This is a genomic window from Streptomyces sp. ACA25, from assembly GCF_028200735.1.
Lineage (GTDB): Bacteria > Actinomycetota > Actinomycetes > Streptomycetales > Streptomycetaceae > Streptomyces.
This window is the reverse complement of record NZ_JAQKPV010000004.1, coordinates 378,571-398,758: the sequence shown is the minus strand read 5'-3', so window position 1 is coordinate 398,758 and position 20,188 is coordinate 378,571. Positions and strand designations below refer to the sequence as shown.

Here is a 20,188-nt window from a genome sequence, read left to right as displayed (position 1 = left end):
ACGCGCCCGGCCGGCCGGGCTCCACCGGCCCCGCGTGCCGTTGCGGGGCCGCGGCTGCGCGGGGCGTGCTGCCCGCCGGGAGCCGGGCAGCACGGGTCGACGAGCTCGCACGGGGGTGCGTCACAGTTCCGGCGGCGCGACCCGGCGGTAGGTGACGGTCCGGCTGGTGCCGCCGGCCGTGGTGACGGTGACCGGCACCTCCCCGGCCGCTCCGGCGGGAACGAGCGCCACCACGCTGGTGTCGGATTCCACGGTGTGCGCCGCGGCGTCGGAGCCGAAGCGCACGGCGCTGACAGTGGCCAGCGCGCTCCCCGTCAGTGTGACCACCGTGCCACCCGTCGCCGGCCCCGAGCCGGGCGTCGCGGCGTGCAGCGCGGGCGCGGGAACGTGACGGAAGGGCAGAAAGTTGCTGGTTCCGCCCGCGGTCGTGACGGTGACCGGTACCGCTCCGGTACCCGGGGGAGCCGTCGCGGTGAGCTGTGTCGAGGAGTCGACGGTGTGGCCCGCGGCGTCCGCGGTACCGAAGCGCACGGTGGTGGCGGTGGTCAGGCAGCTGCCGGTCAGCGTGACCGTGACCCCGCCGGACTCCGGCCCGTCGGCCGGGGTGAGGGCGCTGAGGAACGGCGGGTCCAGGTAGTGACAGCGGACACCGCCGACGGTGCCGGTGGGAGTGGTGACCGTGACAGCCACGCTGCCGGCCGGCTGCGGTGGGCAGACCGCGGTGATCCGGGTCGGGGAGTCCACGGTGTGGGCGAGGGCGGCGACCGCCCCGAACCGGACGCCCGTCACCCGGGAGAAGCCGCCACCGGTGAGGGTCACATGCGTGCCGCCGGCCACCGGGCAGTGGTCCGGCGCGACGCCGGTCAGGACCGTCGGCGCCGGCACACCGGTGTACAGGTACGGCACGTACTGCCCGCTGCTGCCATGAGAGTTGGTCACCGTGACCGGCACCAGGCCCGCCCCCGGAGGCGCCACCGCGGTGATCCGGGTCGAGGAGCGCACGATGTGGTCCAGGGCCTCCGTGGTGCCGAACCGCACCGCGGTGACGCCGGTGAAGAACGCACCGAAGAGCGTGACGGTGGTGGTGCCGCCCGCCGGTCCGGAAACCGGGAGCAGTGTGCCGAGCACCGGTGCGAACGCGCCGGCAGCGACTGCGGGGGGCGCGCCGTTCGCCGCGCCGGGGTCCTCGCCTTGGTTCATGGTTCCTCACTCACCTGTGGTGCCGGGACGAGCCCCCGCGTGCTCGCCCGGGTGGGGCCGGGTGGGCCCCGGCCGGACCGGGGTACGGGTCCGGCCGGGGTGCTCGGGCGGGAGCGGTGACCGGCGTTGCGGGAGGCCGGCCGGTCACCGCCCCGGTGGTGCGTCAGCCGGTGGGCGCCGTGCCCACCGGCTGACGGTCAGACGCCGGGTGGGGCGACGTAGGTGAAGCCGTCCGGCAGGACATCGCTGCCGCCCGCGGTGGTCACCGCGACGTCGACCGGGCCCGCGGTACCGGGCGGAGTGACCGCCGACACGGCGGTGTCGGAGAGCACCGTGAAGGGTGCCGGCGTCCCGTCGAAGGTCACCTCACTGGTGCTGCCCAGATCCGTGCCGGAGAGCGTCACCGTGGTCCCGCCCGTGGTCGGGCCCGCATCCGGGGTGACGGCCGTGAGGTCCGGCACGGCGTAGTAGGTGTAGGTCAGGCCGTTGTTGGGGCCGGCCGCGGTGGTGACGGTGATGCTGACCGGTCCGGCGGTACCGGCCGGGGCGATGGCGGTGATCTCGTTGTCCGACACCACGGTCGGCGTCACGCTGTTGCCGCCGAAGTCCACACTGCTCGCGGTGGACAGCCCCGTCCCCGTCAGGGTGATGGTGTCACCGCCGGCCGTTGATCCGGAGGTGGGAGCGAGAGCTGTCTTGAAGCCGGCCCCCACGTAGTAGAAGGGCACCGGGTTGCTCGTTCCGCCCGGGGTGGTCACCGTGACACCGACCACCCCGGTCCCGGAGGGGGAAACCGCGGTGACCTCGGTGGGCGAGACGTTGACGACGTCGGTGGCGAGCCGGGTGCCGAAGCGGACCGCGGTGGTGCCGCTGAGATTGGACCCGGTGATGCTGACCGGCGTGCCGCCGCCGGTCGATCCTTGATTGGGAGTGATGGGCATGTGAGACTCCTTCTTGCCCGCGATGGGGTACATTGCGGGCTCGTCAGGCCGTTTCGGATTCACCTGCGTCCGCGTGGGTGCGAGCCGGTCCTGAGTTCCCTTGCCGAGTGGCCCGTGGGGCCCGCTTCCGTGCAAGCGGCGGTGTGCGCCGACGCCTTGCACTCGCGGGCCCCCACGGAACCTGAACTCCGCACCGAGGTTGGGCGCGTCCCTCCGATGGACGCAATAAGTGACCCATCCGGGTGGTTCTGCAGACAAGCCTTCCGCCGCTTATCCACTCGTTCGGTGGAGCGCACGGGAAGGTTTTCCGGAGCGATATCCGGCGCTCTCCTCGATAAATCAGACGAGCACTCTTATTACTTGCCGCCTTCTTCTCCCCTTGCCGTTCTCCAGGCCGGGACGAGATCGCCGCACGATCGGTCCGGACTTAGCCCATTTGCCTGTATTTGATCCGACACGAGGCCAAGACCGGCGTGGACTCCACCCCCGAACGGTCTCGTAGCGCAGTATTCGGCGTGTTCTCCCATCCGGAGACGTATGCGAACAGGAGAGAAAATATGCGCACATCCCTCAAGGTTTCGGCCGTCGCCGGCGCTGCCGCCATGCTGATCGGCGCCTCCGCCGCGACTGCCAGCGCCCACGACTACGAGGGCAAGCACCGCGGCGGCGACGACATCAACGTCAACGTCTGCGGCAACACCTCGCAGGAAGCCGTCGCCATCAGCTTCCTGCCGCTCCTCGGCGGAGAGAGCGAGATCGAGCAGGGGGCCGCCAACACGGTCATCTGCCAGGCCGGCGACGGCAACACCGCCGTCAACTGGGCCCCGTCCTTCTCGCTCATCGGCGACATCGACCTGCTCGGCGACGGCCTGCTCTGATCCGTCCGGGCAGCACATCCGTCTGAGCCCGGCCTGACGCCGCCAGGGGGAGAGACGCACCGCAGTCACGCGGATGCGACTCTCCCCCTGTCCCGTACCGCATTCTCCGCCCTGGAGAATTCCACCCCGCCATCCGTCCGCAAGGAATACGCCGCACGGCCGGAAATCCGCTCCGGGGCCGGCACTTCCCTTTGTGCCCGGGTGAGGCATCGGCTCGACCCAGGCCTCTGCCGAACCGGCGATTAGCCCAGTCGAACGTTATTTCTTACCGCAGTCGTATCGCATCGGCGTGGATACGGCTACCGGCCACCGGCCGCGGCCCAGTATGCGACGAGATCTCCCCATCGGGAGACCATGCAGACAGGAGACAGAAAAACAATGCGTACCTTCCTCAAGGCATCCGCCCTCGCCGGCGCTGCCGCCATGCTGATCGGCGCCTCGGCGGCCACCGCCAGCGCGCACGACTACAAGGGCAAGCACAGCGGTGACGAGGTGAACGTCAACGTGTGCGGCAACACCCAGCAGGCGGCGGCAGCCTTCAGCTTCGTCCCCGTCCTCGGCGAGAGCGAGGTCGAGCAGGGCACCGCCAACACGGTCATCTGCCAGGCCGGCGACGCCAACACCGCCGTCATCTGGGCCCCGTCGTTCGAGCTGATCGGCGACATCGGCCTGCTCGACGACGGCCTGCTCTGACGCCCCCGGCAGGAGAACCACTGAGCTCGTCCTGAGCGCGGAGGGAGACACGTGCCGGACTTCCCCGGATGCGTTTCTCCCTCCGCCTTGTTCGTTCTCCGCCCGCCGCTGACCCGTGCGGTCCCCGACGTGCGGACTCCGAGCTCCCGTCCCACAAGCGAATTGGGTTGACCCCACCCCGACCTCCTCCAGGAGAAACTCATGCGCACCTCCTCCAAGATCTCGACCCTTGCCGTCGCGGCCGCCATGCTGATCGGCGCCTCCGCCGCCACCGCCAGCGCCCACGACTACCAGGGCAAGCACCGCGGCGGCGACGACATCAACGTCAACGTCTGCGGCAACACCTCGCAGGAAGCCCTCGCCATCAGCTTCCTGCCCATCGTGGGCGACAGCGAGATCGAGCAGGGCACCGCCAACACGGTCATCTGCCAGGCCGGCGACGCCAACACCGCCGTCATCTGGGCCCCCTCCTTCTCCCTCATCGGCGACATCGGCCTGCTGGGTGACGTCGGCGACATCGGCTGACCGGGAGACACACCTCCCCAGGGAGTCACTGAGGGGAGAGACGCACCGCATCGTCGGCCGCGTCTCTCCCCTCGGCCGTGCCGGGCGCCCTGGGTTCCCTGCCCGGCCAACCGCCGTGGCTGCGCCACCCGGATGAACTCATCCACCCAAGTGCCGACTTCTTCCGCAGCCTCCCACCCTTCTGTCCTGGCAGGGCAATACTCAGAACCGCCCTCACAAAGGGGCGGAAGTCAGACAGGAAAGAGAATATGCGCACATTCCTCAAGGCCTCGGTCATCGCGGTGTCCGCCGCCGCGCTGGTGGCGTCGTCGGCCGCCGTCGCCGGCGCCCACGGCGATGACGTGAATGTCAACGTCTGCGGCAACACCTCGCAGGAAGCCCTCGCCATCAGCTTCCTGCCCATCGTGGGCGACAGCGAGATCGAGCAGGGCACCGCCAACACGGTCATCTGCCAGGCCGGCGACGCCAACACCGCCGTCAACTGGGCCCCCTCCTTCTCCCTCATCGGCCCTGAGATCGAGGAGCCCGAGATCCCGGCCCCGGAGATCTGATTCCTCGCACGAAGGCTGCATGAGGGGAGGGTCCCACCACGTGATGTGGTGGGACCCTCCCCTTCATGCAGCCTTCGTGCTGCCCGGAAGGCTTCTCAGGACGGTGGCGGCTGGGCGGTGGAGCCCCGCACGACGAGCTCGGGCTGGAACACGAACTCGGTGTGCTGGACCGGGTTTTCGCCGAGCTCCTCCAGCAGCGCACCGACCGCGGCGTTGGCCATGGCGCGGACCGGCTGGCGCACCGTGGTGAGGGGAGGATCGGTGAAGGCGATCAGCTCCGAGTCGTCGTAGCCGATGACGGAGAGGTCCCGCGGCACCCGCACACCGCGCTGCCGGGCCGCCCGGACGACCCCCAGCGCCATCAGATCGCTGCCGCACACGATTCCCGTGCAGCCCGCGTCGAGCAGCCGTTCCGCGGCGGCGTAGCCACCCTCCACGGTGAACAGCGTGTGCTGGACGACTCCTTCGGCCTTGCCCTCCAGCGCCTCGGCGAAGCCGAGGGCCTTGCGCCGCGCCGGGACGAAGCGTTCGGGGCCGATCGCCAGCCCGATCCGCCGGTGTCCCAGGTCGGTGAGGTGACGCACCGCCATCCGGGCGGCTGCCCGGTCGTCGGGCGAGACGAAGGGCGCGCTGATCCGCTCGTTGTAGCCGTTGATCAGGACGAACGGCACCCCCCGGCCGGTCAGCTTGGTGTACCGGCCGGGGTCGGCGGAGGTGTCGGCGTGCAGGCCGGACAGGAAGATGATGCCGGTGACGCCGCGTTCCACGAGCTGGTCCACCAGCTCGTCCTCCGTCGCACCACCGGGCATCTGGGTGCACAGCACGGGTGTGTAGCCGTAGCCGCTGAGCGCCTGCTCGATGACCTGGGCGAAGGCCGGGAAGATCGGGTTGGTGAGCTCGGGAATGACCAGTCCGATCAGGCCGGCACTGCGCTGCCGGAGCCGGACGGGACGCTCGTAACCCAGCACGTCCAGAGCGGCGAGCACCCGCAGCCGGGTGCCCGACGCCACGCCCGCCTTGCCGTTCAGGACCCGGCTCACCGTGGCCTCGCTGACCGAGGCCTGGACCGCGATGTCCGCGAGGCGGGCGGTCCCGGCATCGCTCATGCCGCCCACCACGCGGTGGTGTCCCCGGGCAGCGGACCGGTGCCGTCGTAGGCGCCGCTGGCCACCAGCAGCTCGCCGGGGACGGCGAGTGCCCCGGTCAGCTCCACCGGTTCTGCGGTGGTGTTGGCGGCGCAGACCACCGCGGTACCGTCGGCACCCCTGCGGCGGAAGGCCAGGATGCCCTCGGGGGCGTCCAGCCACTCCACGCTGTCCCCGGCCCCCAGCGCGGAGTGCTCCCGGCGCACGGCAAGCGCGGTGCGGTACAGCTCCAGGGTGGAGGCGGGGTCTCCGGTCTGCTCCTCGACGGAGAGGGCGGCCCACTCCGGCGGCTGCGGCAGCCAGCTGCCGCCTTCCCCGAAACCGTACGAGGGGCCCTGCGCGGTCCACGGGATCGGCACCCGGCAGCCGTCGCGCAGCCCGTCCTGGCCGTTGTCCTTGAAGAACGACGGGTCCTGGCGCACCTCGTCCGGCAGCTCGGTGACCTCGGGCAGGCCGAGCTCCTCACCCTGGTAGACGTAGGCCGAACCGGGGAGTGCGAGCATCAGCAGGCTGGCGGCCCGGGCACGGTCCGGACTGCCGCCGAGCCGCGTCAGGTGCCGCACGACGTCGTGATTGGAGAGCACCCAGGTGCTGGGAGCTCCCACCGGACGCATCGAGTCGAGCGAGGTGTCGATGACCCGCCGCAGCTCGGCTGCCTCCCAGGGGGTTCCCAGGTAGTGGAAGTTGAACGCCTGGTGCAGCTCGTCGGGGCGCAGGTACAGCGCGGTCCGGTCCTCGCTGGGCGTCCACGCTTCGGCCACGCCGATGCGCTGGCCGGGGTACTCCTCGAGGATCTTGCGCCAGCTGCGGTAGATCTCGTGCACACCGTCCTGGTCGAAGAACGGAAGACGCTGGCTGCCGAGGAGCTTGAGCTGGCCCGCGCTGCCCATGTCGGGCAGGCCGTCGGCCTTGACCAGGCCATGGGCCACGTCGATGCGGAAGCCGTCGACGCCCAGGTCGAGCCAGAAGCGCAGCACCGAGCGGAACTCGTCCTGGACCGCGGCGTTGTTCCAGTTGAAGTCGGGCTGCTCGGGCGCGAACAGGTGCAGGTACCAGTCGCCCGGGGTGCCGTCGGGGTTCCGGGTGCGGGTCCAGGCCGGGCCGCCGAAGATGGATTCCCAGTCGTTGGGGGGCTCCTCCCCGGCGGGGCCCTTGCCGGGGCGGAAGTGGTAGCGGTCGCGCAGCGCGGAGCCGGGGCCCTCGCGGAGCGCACGCTGGAACCACTGGTGCTGGTCGGAGGAGTGGTTGGGCACCAGGTCGACGATGATGCGCAGGGACAGCCCATGGGCGTCGGCGATCAGTGCTTCGGCGTCCTGCAGGGTGCCGAACATCGGGTCGATCGTCCGGTAGTCGGCCACGTCGTAGCCGGCGTCCGCCTGTGGGGAGGCGTAGAAAGGGCTGAGCCACACGGCGTCCACACCGAGCTCGGCCAGGTACGGGAGTCTGCTGCGGACGCCCGCCAGGTCGCCCATGCCGTCGCCGTTTCCGTCGGCGAAGGACCGCGGGTAGACCTGGTAGATGACCGCGTCGCGCCACCAGCCGGGCTGGTCGCCGGGGACGGCTCTCGACTGTGCCGGGACGGCGGCGCTGTTCGGCTGGGTACGGTCGGCGAGGTGCTGCGTCATGTCATCCCTGTAAGTCGTCGGGGGGACCGCCGAGGCCTGCGATGGCCTCCGCCGGGCCGCGCGGCTGCGTGAGCCGTGGCGTGGGAGCGGTGGGCAACGGTCAGGCCTTGGTCGCGCCGGCGGTGAGGCCGGCCTGCAGGTGCTTCTGCGCGTATCCGAACACCAGGGTGGCCGGGATCGCGATGAGGACGGCCGCGGCCGTCATGTGGTGCCATTCCTGGGTGTGCTGGTTGACGAAGGTCTGGAGTCCTCCGGCCAGGGTGAGGTTCTGCTCGCCGGTCATGAAGGCGGTGGCGTAGGCGACCTCGGCCCAGCCGGTGACGAAGCTGTAGAACGCGGTGACGGCGATCCCCGGTTTGGCCAGCGGCATGATCAGGCGCCAGAACGTGCCGAACGGCGAGAGCCCGTCGACCCGGCCCGACTCGTCGATGGAGACCGGGATGGTGTCGAAAAAGCCCTTCATCATCCAGGCGCAGAACGGGACCGCGATGGTGAGGTAGGTGACGATCAGGCCCACCGGCTGGTTGAGCAGGCCGTACCGGGACATCAGGTTGTACAGCGGCACGATCAGCACGGCCATCGGGAACATCTGGGTGATCAGCAGGGTCCACATGATCGAGCGCATCCCGGGGAACCGGAAGCGGCTGAGGGCGTAGCCGGTGGTGGAGGCGATGAACACCCCGAGGAACGTGGTGACCACCACGATCAGCACCGAGTTCCCGAACCAGGTGAGGAACGCCGTGTTGTTCAGTACGTGGTCGTAGTTCTCCAGCGTGAAGTCCGACACCAGCGACAGGGAGAACGTCTCGCTGCGGGGCTTGAAGGAGGTGATCAGCAGCCAGAACGGCGGAAAGAGCGCGAGGAAGGCGGCGAGAAGCAGGCCGGCGTGCAGCCCGAAGGAGGCCAGCGGTCCTCGCTCACCGCGCAGGAGCACCCGGCGCGGCCTGCCGGTGGGCGGGGCGCCCGCCAGCCCGGCCTGACGGGCGTCGGGAGCCGCGGGAATGCTCTCGTGCGGTCGTGCGGTCTTGGTGGCCATGGTCACCACACCTCTCCTTGCTTGCGGAGCACCCGGCGGTAGGCCATGGCGAACAGGATCAGGAGCATGAGGATGAGCACACCCCAGGTCGCGGATTCCGCGAAGTCCCTCGGGCTGCGCTGGAAGGCGAGCTTGAACGCCTCGGTCACCAGGATGTCGGTGGAGCCGGTGGGCCCACCGCCGGTGAGCAGGAAGATCACCGGGAACATGTTGAAGGTCCAGATGGTGCTGAGCAGCACCACCGTGGCGCTGACCGAGCGGACGCCGGGGAGGGTGATGTTCCAGAAGCGCTGCCAGGCGGTGGCGCCGTCCATCTCCGCGGCTTCGTACTGGTCGGCGGGGATGCCCTGCAGGGCGCCCAGCATGACGATGAGCATGAAGGGCACGCCCAGCCAGACGTTCACCGCGATGACGGACACCTTGGCCCAGAACGGATCGGTCAGCCAGCTGAGGGCGCTGAGGCTGCCGCCTTCGAGCGCGGCGTTCAGGATGCCGTTGCGCTCGTTGAAGAGCATCCGCCAGGCGAAGATCGAGACGAAGGCCGGGATGGCCCACGGCAGGATCATCGACATGCGGTAGACCGCCCGGCCGCGGAGCTTGCGGTTGAGCATGTTGGCCAGACCGAGGCCGATGACGAAGGTGATGCTCACACAGCTGATGGTCCAGATCGCGGTCCAGCCGAGCCGGTCCCAGAACTGGCCGCCGGTGAGGACGGCGATGTAGTTGTCGAGGCCGACGAACTCGTACGTGGCATCGATGGTGTTCTCGCCGATGCGCCGCTCGACGTTGCGCTCGTCGGCGTTGGTCAGGGTCAGGTACATACCCCGGAACAGCGGCCATCCGACGATGGCGGTGATCACGGTGATCACCGGAGTGACCATGACCCACGCGTACCAGTGGGTGGACAGCGCCTTGCGCAGCCGTCCGCGTGTTCTCCCGGTCCCGCGGCCCGGGCCGGGGGCACTGCTCGTGCCCCCGGCCCCTGCCACCGACCGGCTGGTCACTTCAGCCATCGTCGGTCAGTCCTCGTCTCTCGTGTCCTGGTGCCTCAGAGTCGCTTCACTGCCAGCCGTCGAGCAGGCCCCGGTAGCGGTCGGCGATGGTCTCCGCGGTCTCCTCGGCGGTCGCCTGGCCGAGCAGCATGGCCTCGACCTCTTCGCCCAGCGGGTCGAACAGCGAGTTGGCCTCGGGGATCCAGGCGCGCTCCTGCGCGACCTCGACGGCCGGCTTGAAGAACTCGACCATCTCGTTGGAGGACACCGAGTCGATCTCGTAGACGGACTCGCGGGTCGGGAGCAGGCTGAGCTCCTCGGTGATCCGCTGCTGCACGTCGGCGGAGCTCATGTACTTCACGAACTCGTAGGAGGCGTCCAGGTTGCCGGAGCCGGCGTAGACGCCGTAGTTCCAGCCGCCCTGCGGGGCACCCTGGGTCTCGCTGCCGGCCGGGACCGGGGCGACGCCCAGGTTCTCCTCGCCGATGCCCTCCCGGGCGTCGTTGATGGCCCACGGGCCGTTGATCATCATGGCCACGTCACCGTCGGCGAACATGCCCATCATGTTGTCCCAGCCGTCCACGGTGTCGGTGATCGCCGCACCGGAGTCGAGCAGGTCCTGGACCGCCTCGAAGGCGGCGACGCCGGACGGGTCGCCGATGGTGACCGTCTCGCTCTCGGCGTCGACCAGGTCGCCGCCCTCACCGTAGATGTAGGGGAGGAACCAGTACGGGTCGTCGCCGCGCAGGTAGAACGGGGCTTCCAGATCGGAGAAGGCATCCACGGAGTTCTTGATGTCCTCGAGCGACTCGGGGACCTCCACGCCGGCGTCGTCGAGCAGCTGCTTGTTGTAGAACAGCGCGAGGGTGTCGATGACCTGCGGGACGGCGTACGTGGCGTCCTCGTACTGGGTGCTGGCCCAGGCCTGCTCGAGAAAGTCGTCCTCGTTGTCCAGGGCGGGGGTGCCGTCCAGCGGCTGCAGGTAGCCGAGGCTGGCGAAGTCGGAGACCCACGCGACCTCGGTGCGCATCACATCGGGGGCCTCGTTGGCACCCGCCGCGTTCTTGAACCGGTCCTGGGCGCCGTCCCAGCCGATGTTGACGTAGTCGACCTCGACGTCCGGGTGCTCCTCGGAGAACTCCTCGGCGACAGCCTTGAAGACCGCGGCCTCCGTCTCGTTCGAGGTGTCCCAGAAGGTGACTGTGCCGGACAGCTCGCCGTCCGCACCGCCGCCGCCCGCGTTGTTGCTGCCGCCGTCGTCGCTGCCGCAAGCCGTTGCCGCAAGCGCCAAAGCAGCGATCACAGCCGTCGTCCCTATGCTGCGTCGCATGTGAACTCCTTCTAGCGATATGCCCGACTTCTGGGGTGGTGTACATACACCCCTGGTGTCGCGCCACTGCGGCGCCGGGCTGATCTGGAACGTAACAGGGGGGCAATATTTTGGAAAGACCTTGCGGCAAATTTCTGCAAGGTCGAAACGCAAGACTGTTGCAAGACCTTGCAGAGCTGCTACCTTCCCGCCACCGGCGCCCCGCTCCCAGGGGAGCCCTTGCGCGAGGAGCGGCCGCATGCGTGCGAGCATATCGGTCAAAAAACGGGCAACTGCCGCCGCGGCCCTGGCCTTCTTCCTCACCCTCCCCGGCTGCGGCACCCTGTCCGGGCCGCAGGAGCCGGACCCCCGGGACGTCTCCGGCCGCGTCACCTGGTGGGACACCTCCAACGAGACGGAGGCCCCGCTGTTCAACCAGCTGGTCGCCGCCTTCGAGAAGGAGTACCCAAGCGTCGATGTGACGTATGTCAACGTCCCCTTCTTCGACGCCCAGCAGCAGTTCCTGGAGGCCGCCCGGGAAGGGGCCGCCCCCGACGTGCTGCGCGCCGATGTCGGGTGGACCGCCGGCTTCGTGGACGCGGGACTGCTCGCCGACCTCACCGGAACCCCCGCCGCCCCCGAGCCCACGGAGTTCCTGGAGAACACCGTCGCGGGCGTCACCTTCCACGGCGGGGTCTACGGCATCCCGCAGGTCACCGACACCCTGGCGCTGCTCTACAACAAGCGGATCCTCGAGGAGGCCGGACTGTCCCGGCCGCCCCGTGACTGGGAGGAGCTGCGGGAACACGCTCTGACCGTGCGGAGCACCACGGACGCGGAGGGCATCGTCCTGAACACCGACGCCTACTTCGCCCTCCCCTTCCTGTACGGCGAGCGCAGCGACCTGATCGATCCGGACCGGAACGCCATCACCGTCGCCAGCCCGGCCTCGGTCCGCGGCGTGACGGCGGCCGCGGACCTGGTGGAGTCCGGGGCTGCTCCGATGCCCCCGGCCGAGGACGCGTACGGCGAGATGCAGGGCACCTTCAAGCAGGGCGGGGCGGCGATGATGATCAACGGCCCGTGGGCAGTCACGGAGCTCTTCGACAGCAGCACCTTCGCCGACCGGAACAACCTCGGCATCGTCCCGGTGCCGGCCGGCTCCACCGGCACGGCGGGCTCCCCCACCGGGGGGCACAACCTGGTGGTCTCCGCCCATACGGAAAGCCCCGAGGCCGCACAGCTCTTCGCCCGGTTCATGACCGACACCGCACAGCAGGAGAAGGCCGCCGTAGCTCTCGGACTGCTGCCGGCGCGCAAGGCCGCCTACACCGAGGACGTGCTCTCCGACCCGGTGCGCAACTCCTTCTACTTCGCCCACACCAAGTCGGTCTCCCGCGTCCCGCTCGTCGAGGGTGCCGAGATGTTCGCCGCCTTCCAGGAGCACTACACCGCCATCCTGCGCGGCGAGCGGAGCGTCACCGAAGGGCTGCTGGACACCGCCCACAGCTGGCGGGCCGACCTGCTGCCGGGCTGGACCGTCGACGAGTGAGCGGAGCAAGCCCGACCCACGATCACGGGTACCGTCCGGACATGGCCACTTCACGGGAGGTGCCGGGTTTCTGGGAGACCGCCGGCGCCACAAAGACCTTCACGCACCCTCTGGACCGGGACCTGCTGACCGCCCACGTACCGCGGGGCGCCCGGGTCCTGGACTACGGCTGCGGCTACGGCCGGCTGACCGGTGAGCTGGACCTGCTCGGCTACCGGGCGCGGGGCGTCGACTCCTCCTCGGCCCTCATCGAGCGCGGGAGACGAGAACGCCCGGCGCCGGACCTCACGCACTGTCCGGATCTTCCGCTCCCCTTCGAGGCCGGATCGTTCGACGCGGCCCTGCTCTTCGCCGTCCTCACCTGCGTACCGCAGGACGTCGCGCAGCGCGAGATCCTCCGGGAGCTCGCCCGCCTGGTGCGGCCGGGTGGGGTGCTGTACCTCAGCGACGTGCCGTTGCAGAGCGACCCGCACCACCTGCGGCGCTACGCGGAGCACGCACCGGAGCACGGCGAGCACGGCGTCTTCAGCACCCCCGACGGCGGCGTCTTCCGGCACCACGAGCCGGACCATCTGCGCACACTGCTCCAGGACAGCGGCTTCACGGTCGACGAGGAGCGCACGGACACGGTCGGGACGCTCGACGGCCACACCGTGGAGCGCCTCCAGCTCCTCGCCCGACGGTCACCGGCGGCAGCGGGGGGACCGGCCTGAGCCCGCCGGGCCAGGTTTCCACAAACCGGACAGATCGCCCCATGCGGTGGGCAGCGGCAAGAGCGGCCGGTACAGTCCACTTGTGTGACCGCACGGCTAGCTGACATCGCAGTGCAGGCGGGGGTCAGCGAAGCGACCGTCAGCCGCGTCCTCAACGGCAAGCCGGGAGTCGCCGCGGCCACCCGCGAATCCGTGCTGACCGCCCTCGACCTGCTGGGGTACGAGCGCCCCGCCCGGCTGCGGCAGCGCAGCGCCGGGCTGATCGGGCTGATCACTCCCGAGCTGGACAACCCCATCTTCCCCGCCTTCGCCCAGGTCATCGGCCAGGCGCTGACCAGGCAGGGCTACACCCCGGTGCTCGCCACCCAGACCCCGGGGGGCTCCACCGAGGACGAGCTGACCGGCATGCTGGTCGAACGCGGGGTCTCCGGGATTATTTTCATCTCCGGCCTGCACGCCGACACCAGCGCCGACATGGAGCGCTACGAGCGGCTTCGTGGGCACGGCGTGCCCTTCGTACTGATCAACGGCTTCTCCCCCAAGGTGCGCGCGCCCTTCGTGTCCCCGGACGACCGGACCGCCATGCGGCTGGCCGTCACCCACCTGGTGTCGCTCGGCCACCGGCGGATCGGTCTGGCGCTCGGGCCGGCCCGCTTCGTGCCGGTGCAACGCAAGATCGAAGGCTTCACTCAGGGCATGACGGCGGAGCTCGGCGTCCCGGCCGAACACGTCCCGGACCTCATCGAGCACTCGCTGTTCACGCTGGAGGGCGGCCAGGCAGCCGCGACCGCGCTGCTCACCCGCGGCTGCACCGCGGTGATCTGCGCCAGCGACATGATGGCGCTGGGTGCGATCCGGGCCGCCCGCCGGCAGCGGCTGGCGGTACCCGAGGACGTGTCGGTGATCGGCTTCGACGACTCCCCGCTGATCGCGTTCACCGACCCGCCGCTCACCACGATCCGGCAGCCCGTCCAGGCGATGGGCCAGGCAGCGGTACGGGCCCTGCTGGAGGAGATCGGCGGCACCCCGGCACCGCACAGCGAATTCGTCTTCCTCCCCGAACTGGTGGTCCGCGGCTCCACCGCGGCTGCCCCCAGGGGTGGGTCCGACGCAGGGGGGAACCCGGAAGGGTAGGACCCGACCAAAGGATGATCGGGGGCCGCGGGGGCTCTGGCAGACTGTTGCCCCATGGGGGCAACCAGCGTCAGTACGAGAGACCAAGACCAGGTGAACGCAGCAGACGGCGCCCCAGGAGCCCCTTCGTCACCGGCCGGGAGCTCCGGGCCGTGGCAGTCCCTGCGCGTGCCGCGCAGACCGCGCCTCCGGTTCGAGCTGCTGCTGATAGCCATCAGCTACTGGATCTACTCCCTGATCCGCAACGCCGTTCCCGAGCGGGTGGACCAGGCGCAGGAGAACGCCCGCTGGATCTGGGAAGTCCAGAAGGACATGGGGCTGGCCTTCGAACAGGCGGTCAACCATGCGGTGAACGAGGTCACGTGGCTGATCGTCGCCACGAACTATTACTACGCGACCTTGCACTTCATCGTCACCATCGCGGTGCTGGTGTGGCTGTTCCGCCGGCACCCCGGGCGGTACGGCGCGACGCGGCTGGTGCTGTTCGCGACGACCGCGGTCGCCCTGCTGGGGTACTACTTCTACCCGCTCGCACCCCCACGGCTCATGGACGGCGTGGACTTCATCGACACCGTCAAGGTGCACAACACCTGGGGTGCGATGTCCTCGGAGAGCCTGGCCGAGGTCTCCAACCAGTACGCAGCCATGCCGTCGATGCACGCCGGCTGGTCCCTGTGGTGCGGCATCACGGTCATGGTGCTGGCCCGGCCGGTGTGGCTGAAGGTCCTCGGTGTGCTCTACCCGGTCCTCACCCTGGCGGTGATCGTGGCCACCGCGAACCATTTCTGGCTGGACGCGGCGGGCGGCATCGTGTGCCTCGCCTTCGGCTACGCGGTCGCCCACCTGTGGTACGGCCGCCTCTGCTACCACCTCCCCCGCCAGATCCCGCTCGCGAGCCCGGCCTACCGGAACGGCACTCAGCCGCCGGAGCAGGACGTGAGCCGGGACCGGGCCCCGGACGGGGACGCGAGCCGGGACGGGCAGGTGAGCCGGGACAGGGACCGGGGCCCTGACCGGCCGCCGTCCTCCTGACCTGACCCCCGCACCACCTCGGCACCCTGACCCGCCGCGGCGGACCGGGTGAGGGGACCGCCGGGGCGCACCGTCAGCTGTCGTCGGTGGCGTAGTCGTAGAAGAGGCGTTCCACCACGGCGCGGGCCCGGCGGGTGGTCCGGCGGTAGTCGTCCAGCAGCTCTCCCGCGTGGCCCAGCTGGTAACCGAGGTAGCGGGCCACGCCGGCCAGCTCCCGGGTTTCGGAGGGGAACGTGTCCGCCGGCCGGCCGCGTACCAGCATGACGGCGTTGCGCACCCGGCTCGCCAGCACCCAGGCCTCGTCCAGGGTCTGCGCGTCGTCGGCGTCCACCAGGCCGGCAGCCAGTGCGGCGGCCAGCGCGGGACGCGTGCCGGTGACCCGCAGGGCGGGCACCTTCCAGGCATGCCGCAGCTGGAGCAGCTGCACCGTCCACTCGACGTCGGAGAGCCCGCCGCGGCCCAGCTTGACGTGCAGCGTCGGGTCGGCGCCGCGCGGCAGCCGCTCCGACTCCATGCGCGCCTTCAGCCTGCGGATCTCCCGCTCCGCGTCATCCCCCGGGCCGCCCTCGGGGTAGCGCAGCGGGTCGATGAGCCGCAGGAACCTCTCCCCGAGCTCGTGATCGCCGGCGACCGGCTCGGCGCGCAGCAGTGCCTGGCTCTCCCAGGTCACCATCCAGCGCCGGTAGTACGCCTCGTAGGAGGAGAGGCTGCGCACCAGGGGGCCGCTGCGGCCCTCCGGACGCAGGTCCGCGTCGATCGGCATCGGAGGGTCGGAAGTGGGGAGCTGCAGCAGGCGGCGCAGTTCCCCGGCGACGGCGAACGCGGCCTCGGCGGCCTCCTCCTCCGGCACGCCGGGCCTCGGCTCGTGCACGAACATGACGTCGGCGTCGGAGCCGTAGCCCTGTTCCCGGCCGCCGAACCGGCCCATGCCGATGACGGTGAACCGGGTGGGCAGGGTGTCCCCCCAGGTGGCGGCGACGGCGGCGCGCAGCGTCCCGGCCAGGGTGGCGGCGCTGATGTCGGACAGGGCGTCGCCGATCCGGTCGATGGCCGCCGCCGGGTCCCCGCCCTCGGCGTAGGCACCGATGACGTCGGCAGCGGCGGTGCGGAACAGCTCCCGGCGGCGGATGCCCCGGGCGGCCGCGACGGCCGTCTCCCCGTCGGGGTGCCGTTTCACCGCGGACAGCACCTCCTGCTCCAGGGCGGTCCGGCTGCGCGGCCGGAGCCCTTCGGGGTCGCCGAGCAGCGCCACCGCCTCCGGGGCCCGGAGCAGCAGGTCGGGAGCGAGGCGCCCGGCGGAGAGGACCCGGGCGAGGTTCTCCGCGGCGGCGCCCTCGTCGCGGAGCAGGCGCAGGTACCAGGGGGTGGTACCGAGGGCGTCGGAGACCTTGCGGAAGCCGAGCAGCCCGGCGTCGGGGTCGGCGGAGTCGGCGAACCGGTCCAGCAGCACCGGCAGCAGGGTCCGCTGGATGGCTGCTTTGCGGCTGACTCCGGAGGCCAGTGCCTTCAGGTGGCGCAGCGCGGCGCCGGGGTCGACGTAGCCGAGGGCCTCCAGCCGCTGCTGGGCGGCCTCGGGGCGGAGCCGGGCCTGGGGGGCCTCCAGCTGGGCGACTGCGTCGAGCAGCGGCCGGTAGAACAGCTTCTCGTGCAGCCGCCGGACCGCGGCGGTGTGCTGCTTCCAGGCCCGGGCGAGCTCGGGGACCGGCTCCTTGTGGAAGCCGAGGGAGCGGCCCAGCCGACGCAGGTCCTCCTCGGTCTCGGGCAGCAGGTGGGTGCGGCGCAGCCGGTAGAGCTGGATGCGGTGCTCGACCGTGCGCAGGAAGCGGTAGGAGGTGTCCAGCGAGGCGGCGTCCTGCCGGCCGATGTACCCCCCGGCGGAGAGGGCGGCCAGCGCGTCCAGGGTGGTGACGCTGCGCAGCTCCGGGTCGGTGCGGCCGTGCACCAGCTGGAGGAGCTGGACGGCGAATTCGACATCGCGCAGCCCGCCGGGGCCGAGCTTGAGCTCCCGCCCGGAGTGGGCGGCGGGGATGGACTCCTCGACGCGGCGACGCATCTGCTGCACGTCGGGAACGAAGTTCTCCCTGGCGGCGGCCTCCCAGACGAGCGGGGCGACGGCCGCATGGTAGCCCGCGCCGAGCGCTGCGTCGCCGGCGACCGGGCGGGCCTTGAGAAGGGCCTGGAACTCCCAGGTCTTCGCCCAGCGCCGGTAGTAGGCGAGGTGGCTGCTCAGGGTGCGGACGAGAGGGCCGTTGCGGCCCTCGGGGCGGAGGTTGGCGTCCACGGGCCAGATGGTGCCCTCGGCGGTGCGGTCGGAGCAGATCCGCATCATCCGGGCGGCGAGCCGGGTGGCGGCCTGCATCGCGTCGCCCTCCGGTGTCCCTTCAGCGGGCTCGGCGACGAAGATGACGTCGACGTCCGACACGTAGTTGAGCTCCCGGCCACCGCACTTGCCCATGGCGATGACGGCGAGCCGGCACCGGGCGGTGTCGCCGGGGGCCTCACGTTCCGCGAGACGCAGGGCGGCCCGCAGGGTGGCGGTGGCCAGGTCGGCGAGCTCGGCGGCGGCTTCGGAGAAGCCGGTGGTGCCGGTCATGTCACGGGCGGCGATCATGAGGAGGGCGCGGCGGTAGCCGACGCGCAGGCTGTCCGGGTCGGTGGCGTCGGCCAGCGCCGTTTCGAACTCCTCGAGCCCCGGGTGGAGGTCGGCGGCGGTGCCGAAGAAGGTCAGGGTGCGCCACTCCGCGGGGTGCCGGGCCAGGTGGTCACCGAGCTCCTCGGAGGCGCCGAGCACCGCCAGCAGCCGGTCCCGCAGTGGCTTGGCGGACAGCAGAGTGTCCAGGAGCTCCGCGCCGCTGCCCGCCGGGCCGGCGTTCTCCCGGCTGGTGCTGCGGCGGTCGTCCAGTGCCTCGCAGAGCCGGGCGAGTCCGCGCAGCGCGAGGTCGGGGTCGGCGGTGGCGCCGAGAGCGTCGAGCAGCGCGCCGTCGCTGCGGACGGCGGCCAGGGCCGGCGCGTCGAGCAGTTTCCCGGCTGCGGCCGGGTCGGTGAACCCGGCGCGCAGCAGCCTTCCGAACCGGCTGCCCCGGCGTCCGCCCTGCTCCACGAAGGTGCCCCTTTCCACGGTGAGCCGCGGCCGTCCCGCGCTGGATGCTCGTGGGTGCCCGCGGGGACGGCCTGCCCGCTACCCAGGAGCGTAACCACTGCCGGGCGGCGGAGCCGGGCGGCGGGCGGACGGCAGCGGTGCGCGGCGCGTTACAGGGCGGGGAGGTTCTTGCGCAGCTCGAAGGCGGTGACCTCGGAGCGGTACTCCTCCCACTCCTGCCGCTTGTTGCGCAGGAAGAAGTCGAAGACGTGCTCTCCGAGGGTCTCGGCCACCAGCTCGCTGCGCTGCATCAGGTCGATCGCCTCGCCCAGGTTCTGCGGGAGCGGCTCGATGCCCAGGGCGCGGCGTTCGCCGTCGCTCAGCGCCCAGACGTCGTCCTCGGCGCCCGGCGGCAGCTCGTAACCCTCCTCGATGCCCTTCAGGCCGGCGGCGAGCAGCACCGAGTAGGCCAGGTAGGGGTTGGCCCCGGCGTCCAGGGAGCGGACCTCGACCCGGGTCGACCCGGTCTTGCCGGGCTTGTACATCGGGACCCGGATGAGCGCGGAGCGGTTGTTGTGGCCCCAGCAGATGTAGGAGGGTGCTTCGCCGCCGGCTCCGGCGGGCCGGTTGGCGCCGCCCCAGATCCGCTTGTAGGAGTTGACCCACTGGTTGGTGACGGCGGAGATCTCCGCGGCGTGCTTCAGGAGCCCGGCGATGAAGGAGCGGCCGACCTTGGAGAGCTGGTACTCGGTTCCGCTTTCGTAGAAGGCGTTCCGGTCGCCCTCGAAGAGGGAGAGGTGGGTGTGCATGCCGGAGCCGGGGTATTCGGAGAACGGCTTGGGCATGAAGGTGGCCTGCACGCCCTGCTCCAGCGCGACCTGCTTCATCACCAGACGGAAGGTCATGATGTTGTCGGCGGTGGACAGCGCGTCGGCGTAGCGCAGGTCGATCTCCTGCTGCCCCGGGGCGCCCTCGTGATGGGAGAACTCCACGGAGATGCCCATCGATTCCAGCATCGTGATCGCCTGGCGCCGGAAGTCCATGCCGACGTTGTGCGGGGTGTGGTCGAAGTATCCGGAGGAGTCGGCCGGGGTCGGCCGGGTGCCGTCCACCGGCTTGTCCTTGAGCAGGAAGAACTCGATCTCGGGGTGGGTGTAGAAGGTGAACCCGAGGTCGGAGGCCTTGGCGAGGATGCGCTTGAGGACGTACCGGGGGTCGGCGTAGGACGGGGAGCCGTCCGGCATCAGGATGTCGCAGAACATCCGGGCGGTCCCGGGTGCCTCTGCCCTCCAGGGCAGGATCTGGAAGCTGCTGGGCGCGGGTTTGGCGAGCATGTCGGACTCGTGCACCCGGGCGAAGCCCTCGATCGCCGAGCCGTCGAAGCCGATGCCCTCGTCGAAGGCCTGCTCGAGCTCGGCGGGTGCCACTGCGACGGACTTGAGAAACCCGAGCACGTCGGTGAACCACAGCCGGACGAACCGGATGTCACGCTCCTCCAGCGTACGGAGCACGAACTCCTGCTGCTTGTCCATAAAAACCCATCCTCGCTGGTCAGGCCGTTGGTTACCGGGCCGCGGGGCATATCGCGGGCACCTGAGCATTTCACCACACAGTTTCGGTGGTGTGACGCACGCGTGTCCGAGCAGCGGAGGCGCCGGCCGGCTTCCGCTCCCGATGCTGCCGTCCGCCGGCCGGTCCGCGCCGGCAGGGACCGGGCGGCCCTGCGCGGCACAGCCACCCGTCCGCCGGATTGGTCCGGTTTGACCGGGGTACCGCGGAGAGG

The 20,188-nt window shown here is 70.7% G+C and carries 17 protein-coding genes; 8 read left to right on the top strand and 9 right to left on the bottom strand.

Annotated features, from left to right (window positions below; translation table 11 throughout):
- Positions 1-120 precede the first annotated feature (120 nt).
- Entirely contained in the window at positions 121-1,200 is a 1,080-nt protein-coding gene (locus PJ985_RS09885; protein ID WP_271683231.1) for an IPT/TIG domain-containing protein, read from the bottom strand.
- A 197-nt stretch (positions 1,201-1,397) separates the two neighbouring features.
- The gene (locus PJ985_RS09880) at positions 1,398-2,141 is read right to left on the bottom strand and encodes an IPT/TIG domain-containing protein (protein ID WP_271683230.1); all 744 of its coding nucleotides are present in this window, start codon (positions 2,139-2,141) and stop codon (positions 1,398-1,400) included.
- A gap of 557 nt (positions 2,142-2,698) precedes the next feature.
- Between PJ985_RS09880 and PJ985_RS09875 the strand changes: the two genes are divergently transcribed.
- From PJ985_RS09875 to PJ985_RS09860, 4 genes are all read left to right on the top strand, one after another.
- Positions 2,699-3,019 carry a hypothetical protein gene (locus PJ985_RS09875; protein ID WP_271683229.1) on the top strand — a complete coding sequence of 107 codons (321 nt, stop codon included), beginning with the start codon at positions 2,699-2,701 and terminating at the stop codon, positions 3,017-3,019.
- A 378-nt stretch (positions 3,020-3,397) separates the two neighbouring features.
- Positions 3,398-3,712 (top strand): hypothetical protein, encoded by a 315-nt coding sequence (locus PJ985_RS09870; protein WP_271683228.1) that lies wholly within the window; start codon positions 3,398-3,400, stop codon positions 3,710-3,712.
- Between the two features lie 201 nt (positions 3,713-3,913).
- Positions 3,914-4,237, top strand: coding sequence for a hypothetical protein (locus tag PJ985_RS09865; protein ID WP_271683227.1), 324 nt, complete (start codon positions 3,914-3,916; stop codon positions 4,235-4,237).
- Between the two features lie 248 nt (positions 4,238-4,485).
- Positions 4,486-4,788, top strand: coding sequence for a hypothetical protein (locus PJ985_RS09860; protein WP_271683226.1), 303 nt, complete (start codon positions 4,486-4,488; stop codon positions 4,786-4,788).
- Positions 4,789-4,883: 95 nt separating this feature from the next.
- Here PJ985_RS09860 and PJ985_RS09855 read toward each other — a convergent pair whose 3' ends face one another.
- From PJ985_RS09855 to PJ985_RS09835, 5 genes are all read right to left on the bottom strand, one after another.
- On the bottom strand, positions 4,884-5,894 hold the full coding sequence (locus PJ985_RS09855) for a LacI family DNA-binding transcriptional regulator (protein ID WP_271683225.1): 1,011 nt from the start codon (positions 5,892-5,894) through the stop codon (positions 4,884-4,886).
- Positions 5,891-7,558 (bottom strand): glycoside hydrolase family 13 protein, encoded by a 1,668-nt coding sequence (locus PJ985_RS09850; protein WP_271683224.1) that lies wholly within the window; start codon positions 7,556-7,558, stop codon positions 5,891-5,893. The genes PJ985_RS09855 and PJ985_RS09850 overlap by 4 nt, the downstream gene beginning before the upstream one ends.
- A 100-nt stretch (positions 7,559-7,658) precedes the next feature.
- The gene (locus PJ985_RS09845) at positions 7,659-8,594 is read right to left on the bottom strand and encodes a sugar ABC transporter permease (protein WP_271683223.1); all 936 of its coding nucleotides are present in this window, start codon (positions 8,592-8,594) and stop codon (positions 7,659-7,661) included.
- Between the two features lie 2 nt (positions 8,595-8,596).
- Positions 8,597-9,607 (bottom strand): carbohydrate ABC transporter permease, encoded by a 1,011-nt coding sequence (locus PJ985_RS09840; protein WP_271683222.1) that lies wholly within the window; start codon positions 9,605-9,607, stop codon positions 8,597-8,599.
- Between the two features lie 46 nt (positions 9,608-9,653).
- Positions 9,654-10,916, bottom strand: coding sequence for an extracellular solute-binding protein (locus tag PJ985_RS09835; protein ID WP_271683221.1), 1,263 nt, complete (start codon positions 10,914-10,916; stop codon positions 9,654-9,656).
- A 238-nt stretch (positions 10,917-11,154) separates the two neighbouring features.
- On the opposite strand from PJ985_RS09835, the gene PJ985_RS09830 reads away from it, so the two are divergent.
- From PJ985_RS09830 to PJ985_RS09815, 4 genes are all read left to right on the top strand, one after another.
- On the top strand, positions 11,155-12,447 hold the full coding sequence (locus PJ985_RS09830; RefSeq protein ID WP_271683220.1) for an extracellular solute-binding protein: 1,293 nt from the start codon (positions 11,155-11,157) through the stop codon (positions 12,445-12,447).
- 41 nt (positions 12,448-12,488) lie between these two features.
- The gene (locus PJ985_RS09825; protein WP_271683219.1) at positions 12,489-13,160 is read left to right on the top strand and encodes a class I SAM-dependent methyltransferase; all 672 of its coding nucleotides are present in this window, start codon (positions 12,489-12,491) and stop codon (positions 13,158-13,160) included.
- A gap of 84 nt (positions 13,161-13,244) precedes the next feature.
- Positions 13,245-14,294 (top strand): LacI family DNA-binding transcriptional regulator, encoded by a 1,050-nt coding sequence (locus tag PJ985_RS09820; protein ID WP_271683218.1) that lies wholly within the window; start codon positions 13,245-13,247, stop codon positions 14,292-14,294.
- Between the two features lie 54 nt (positions 14,295-14,348).
- On the top strand, positions 14,349-15,326 hold the full coding sequence (locus PJ985_RS09815) for a phosphatase PAP2 family protein (RefSeq protein WP_271683217.1): 978 nt from the start codon (positions 14,349-14,351) through the stop codon (positions 15,324-15,326).
- 73 nt (positions 15,327-15,399) lie between these two features.
- Here PJ985_RS09815 and PJ985_RS09810 read toward each other — a convergent pair whose 3' ends face one another.
- Together PJ985_RS09810 and PJ985_RS09805 are read right to left on the bottom strand one after the other, a co-directional pair.
- Positions 15,400-18,426: a bifunctional [glutamine synthetase] adenylyltransferase/[glutamine synthetase]-adenylyl-L-tyrosine phosphorylase gene (locus tag PJ985_RS09810; RefSeq protein WP_271683216.1), complete on the bottom strand. Its 3,027-nt coding sequence runs from the start codon at positions 18,424-18,426 to the stop codon at positions 15,400-15,402.
- A gap of 149 nt (positions 18,427-18,575) precedes the next feature.
- Complete coding sequence (locus PJ985_RS09805) at positions 18,576-19,937, bottom strand: glutamine synthetase family protein (protein WP_271683215.1); 1,362 nt, start codon at positions 19,935-19,937, stop codon at positions 18,576-18,578.
- Positions 19,938-20,188 lie beyond the last annotated feature (251 nt).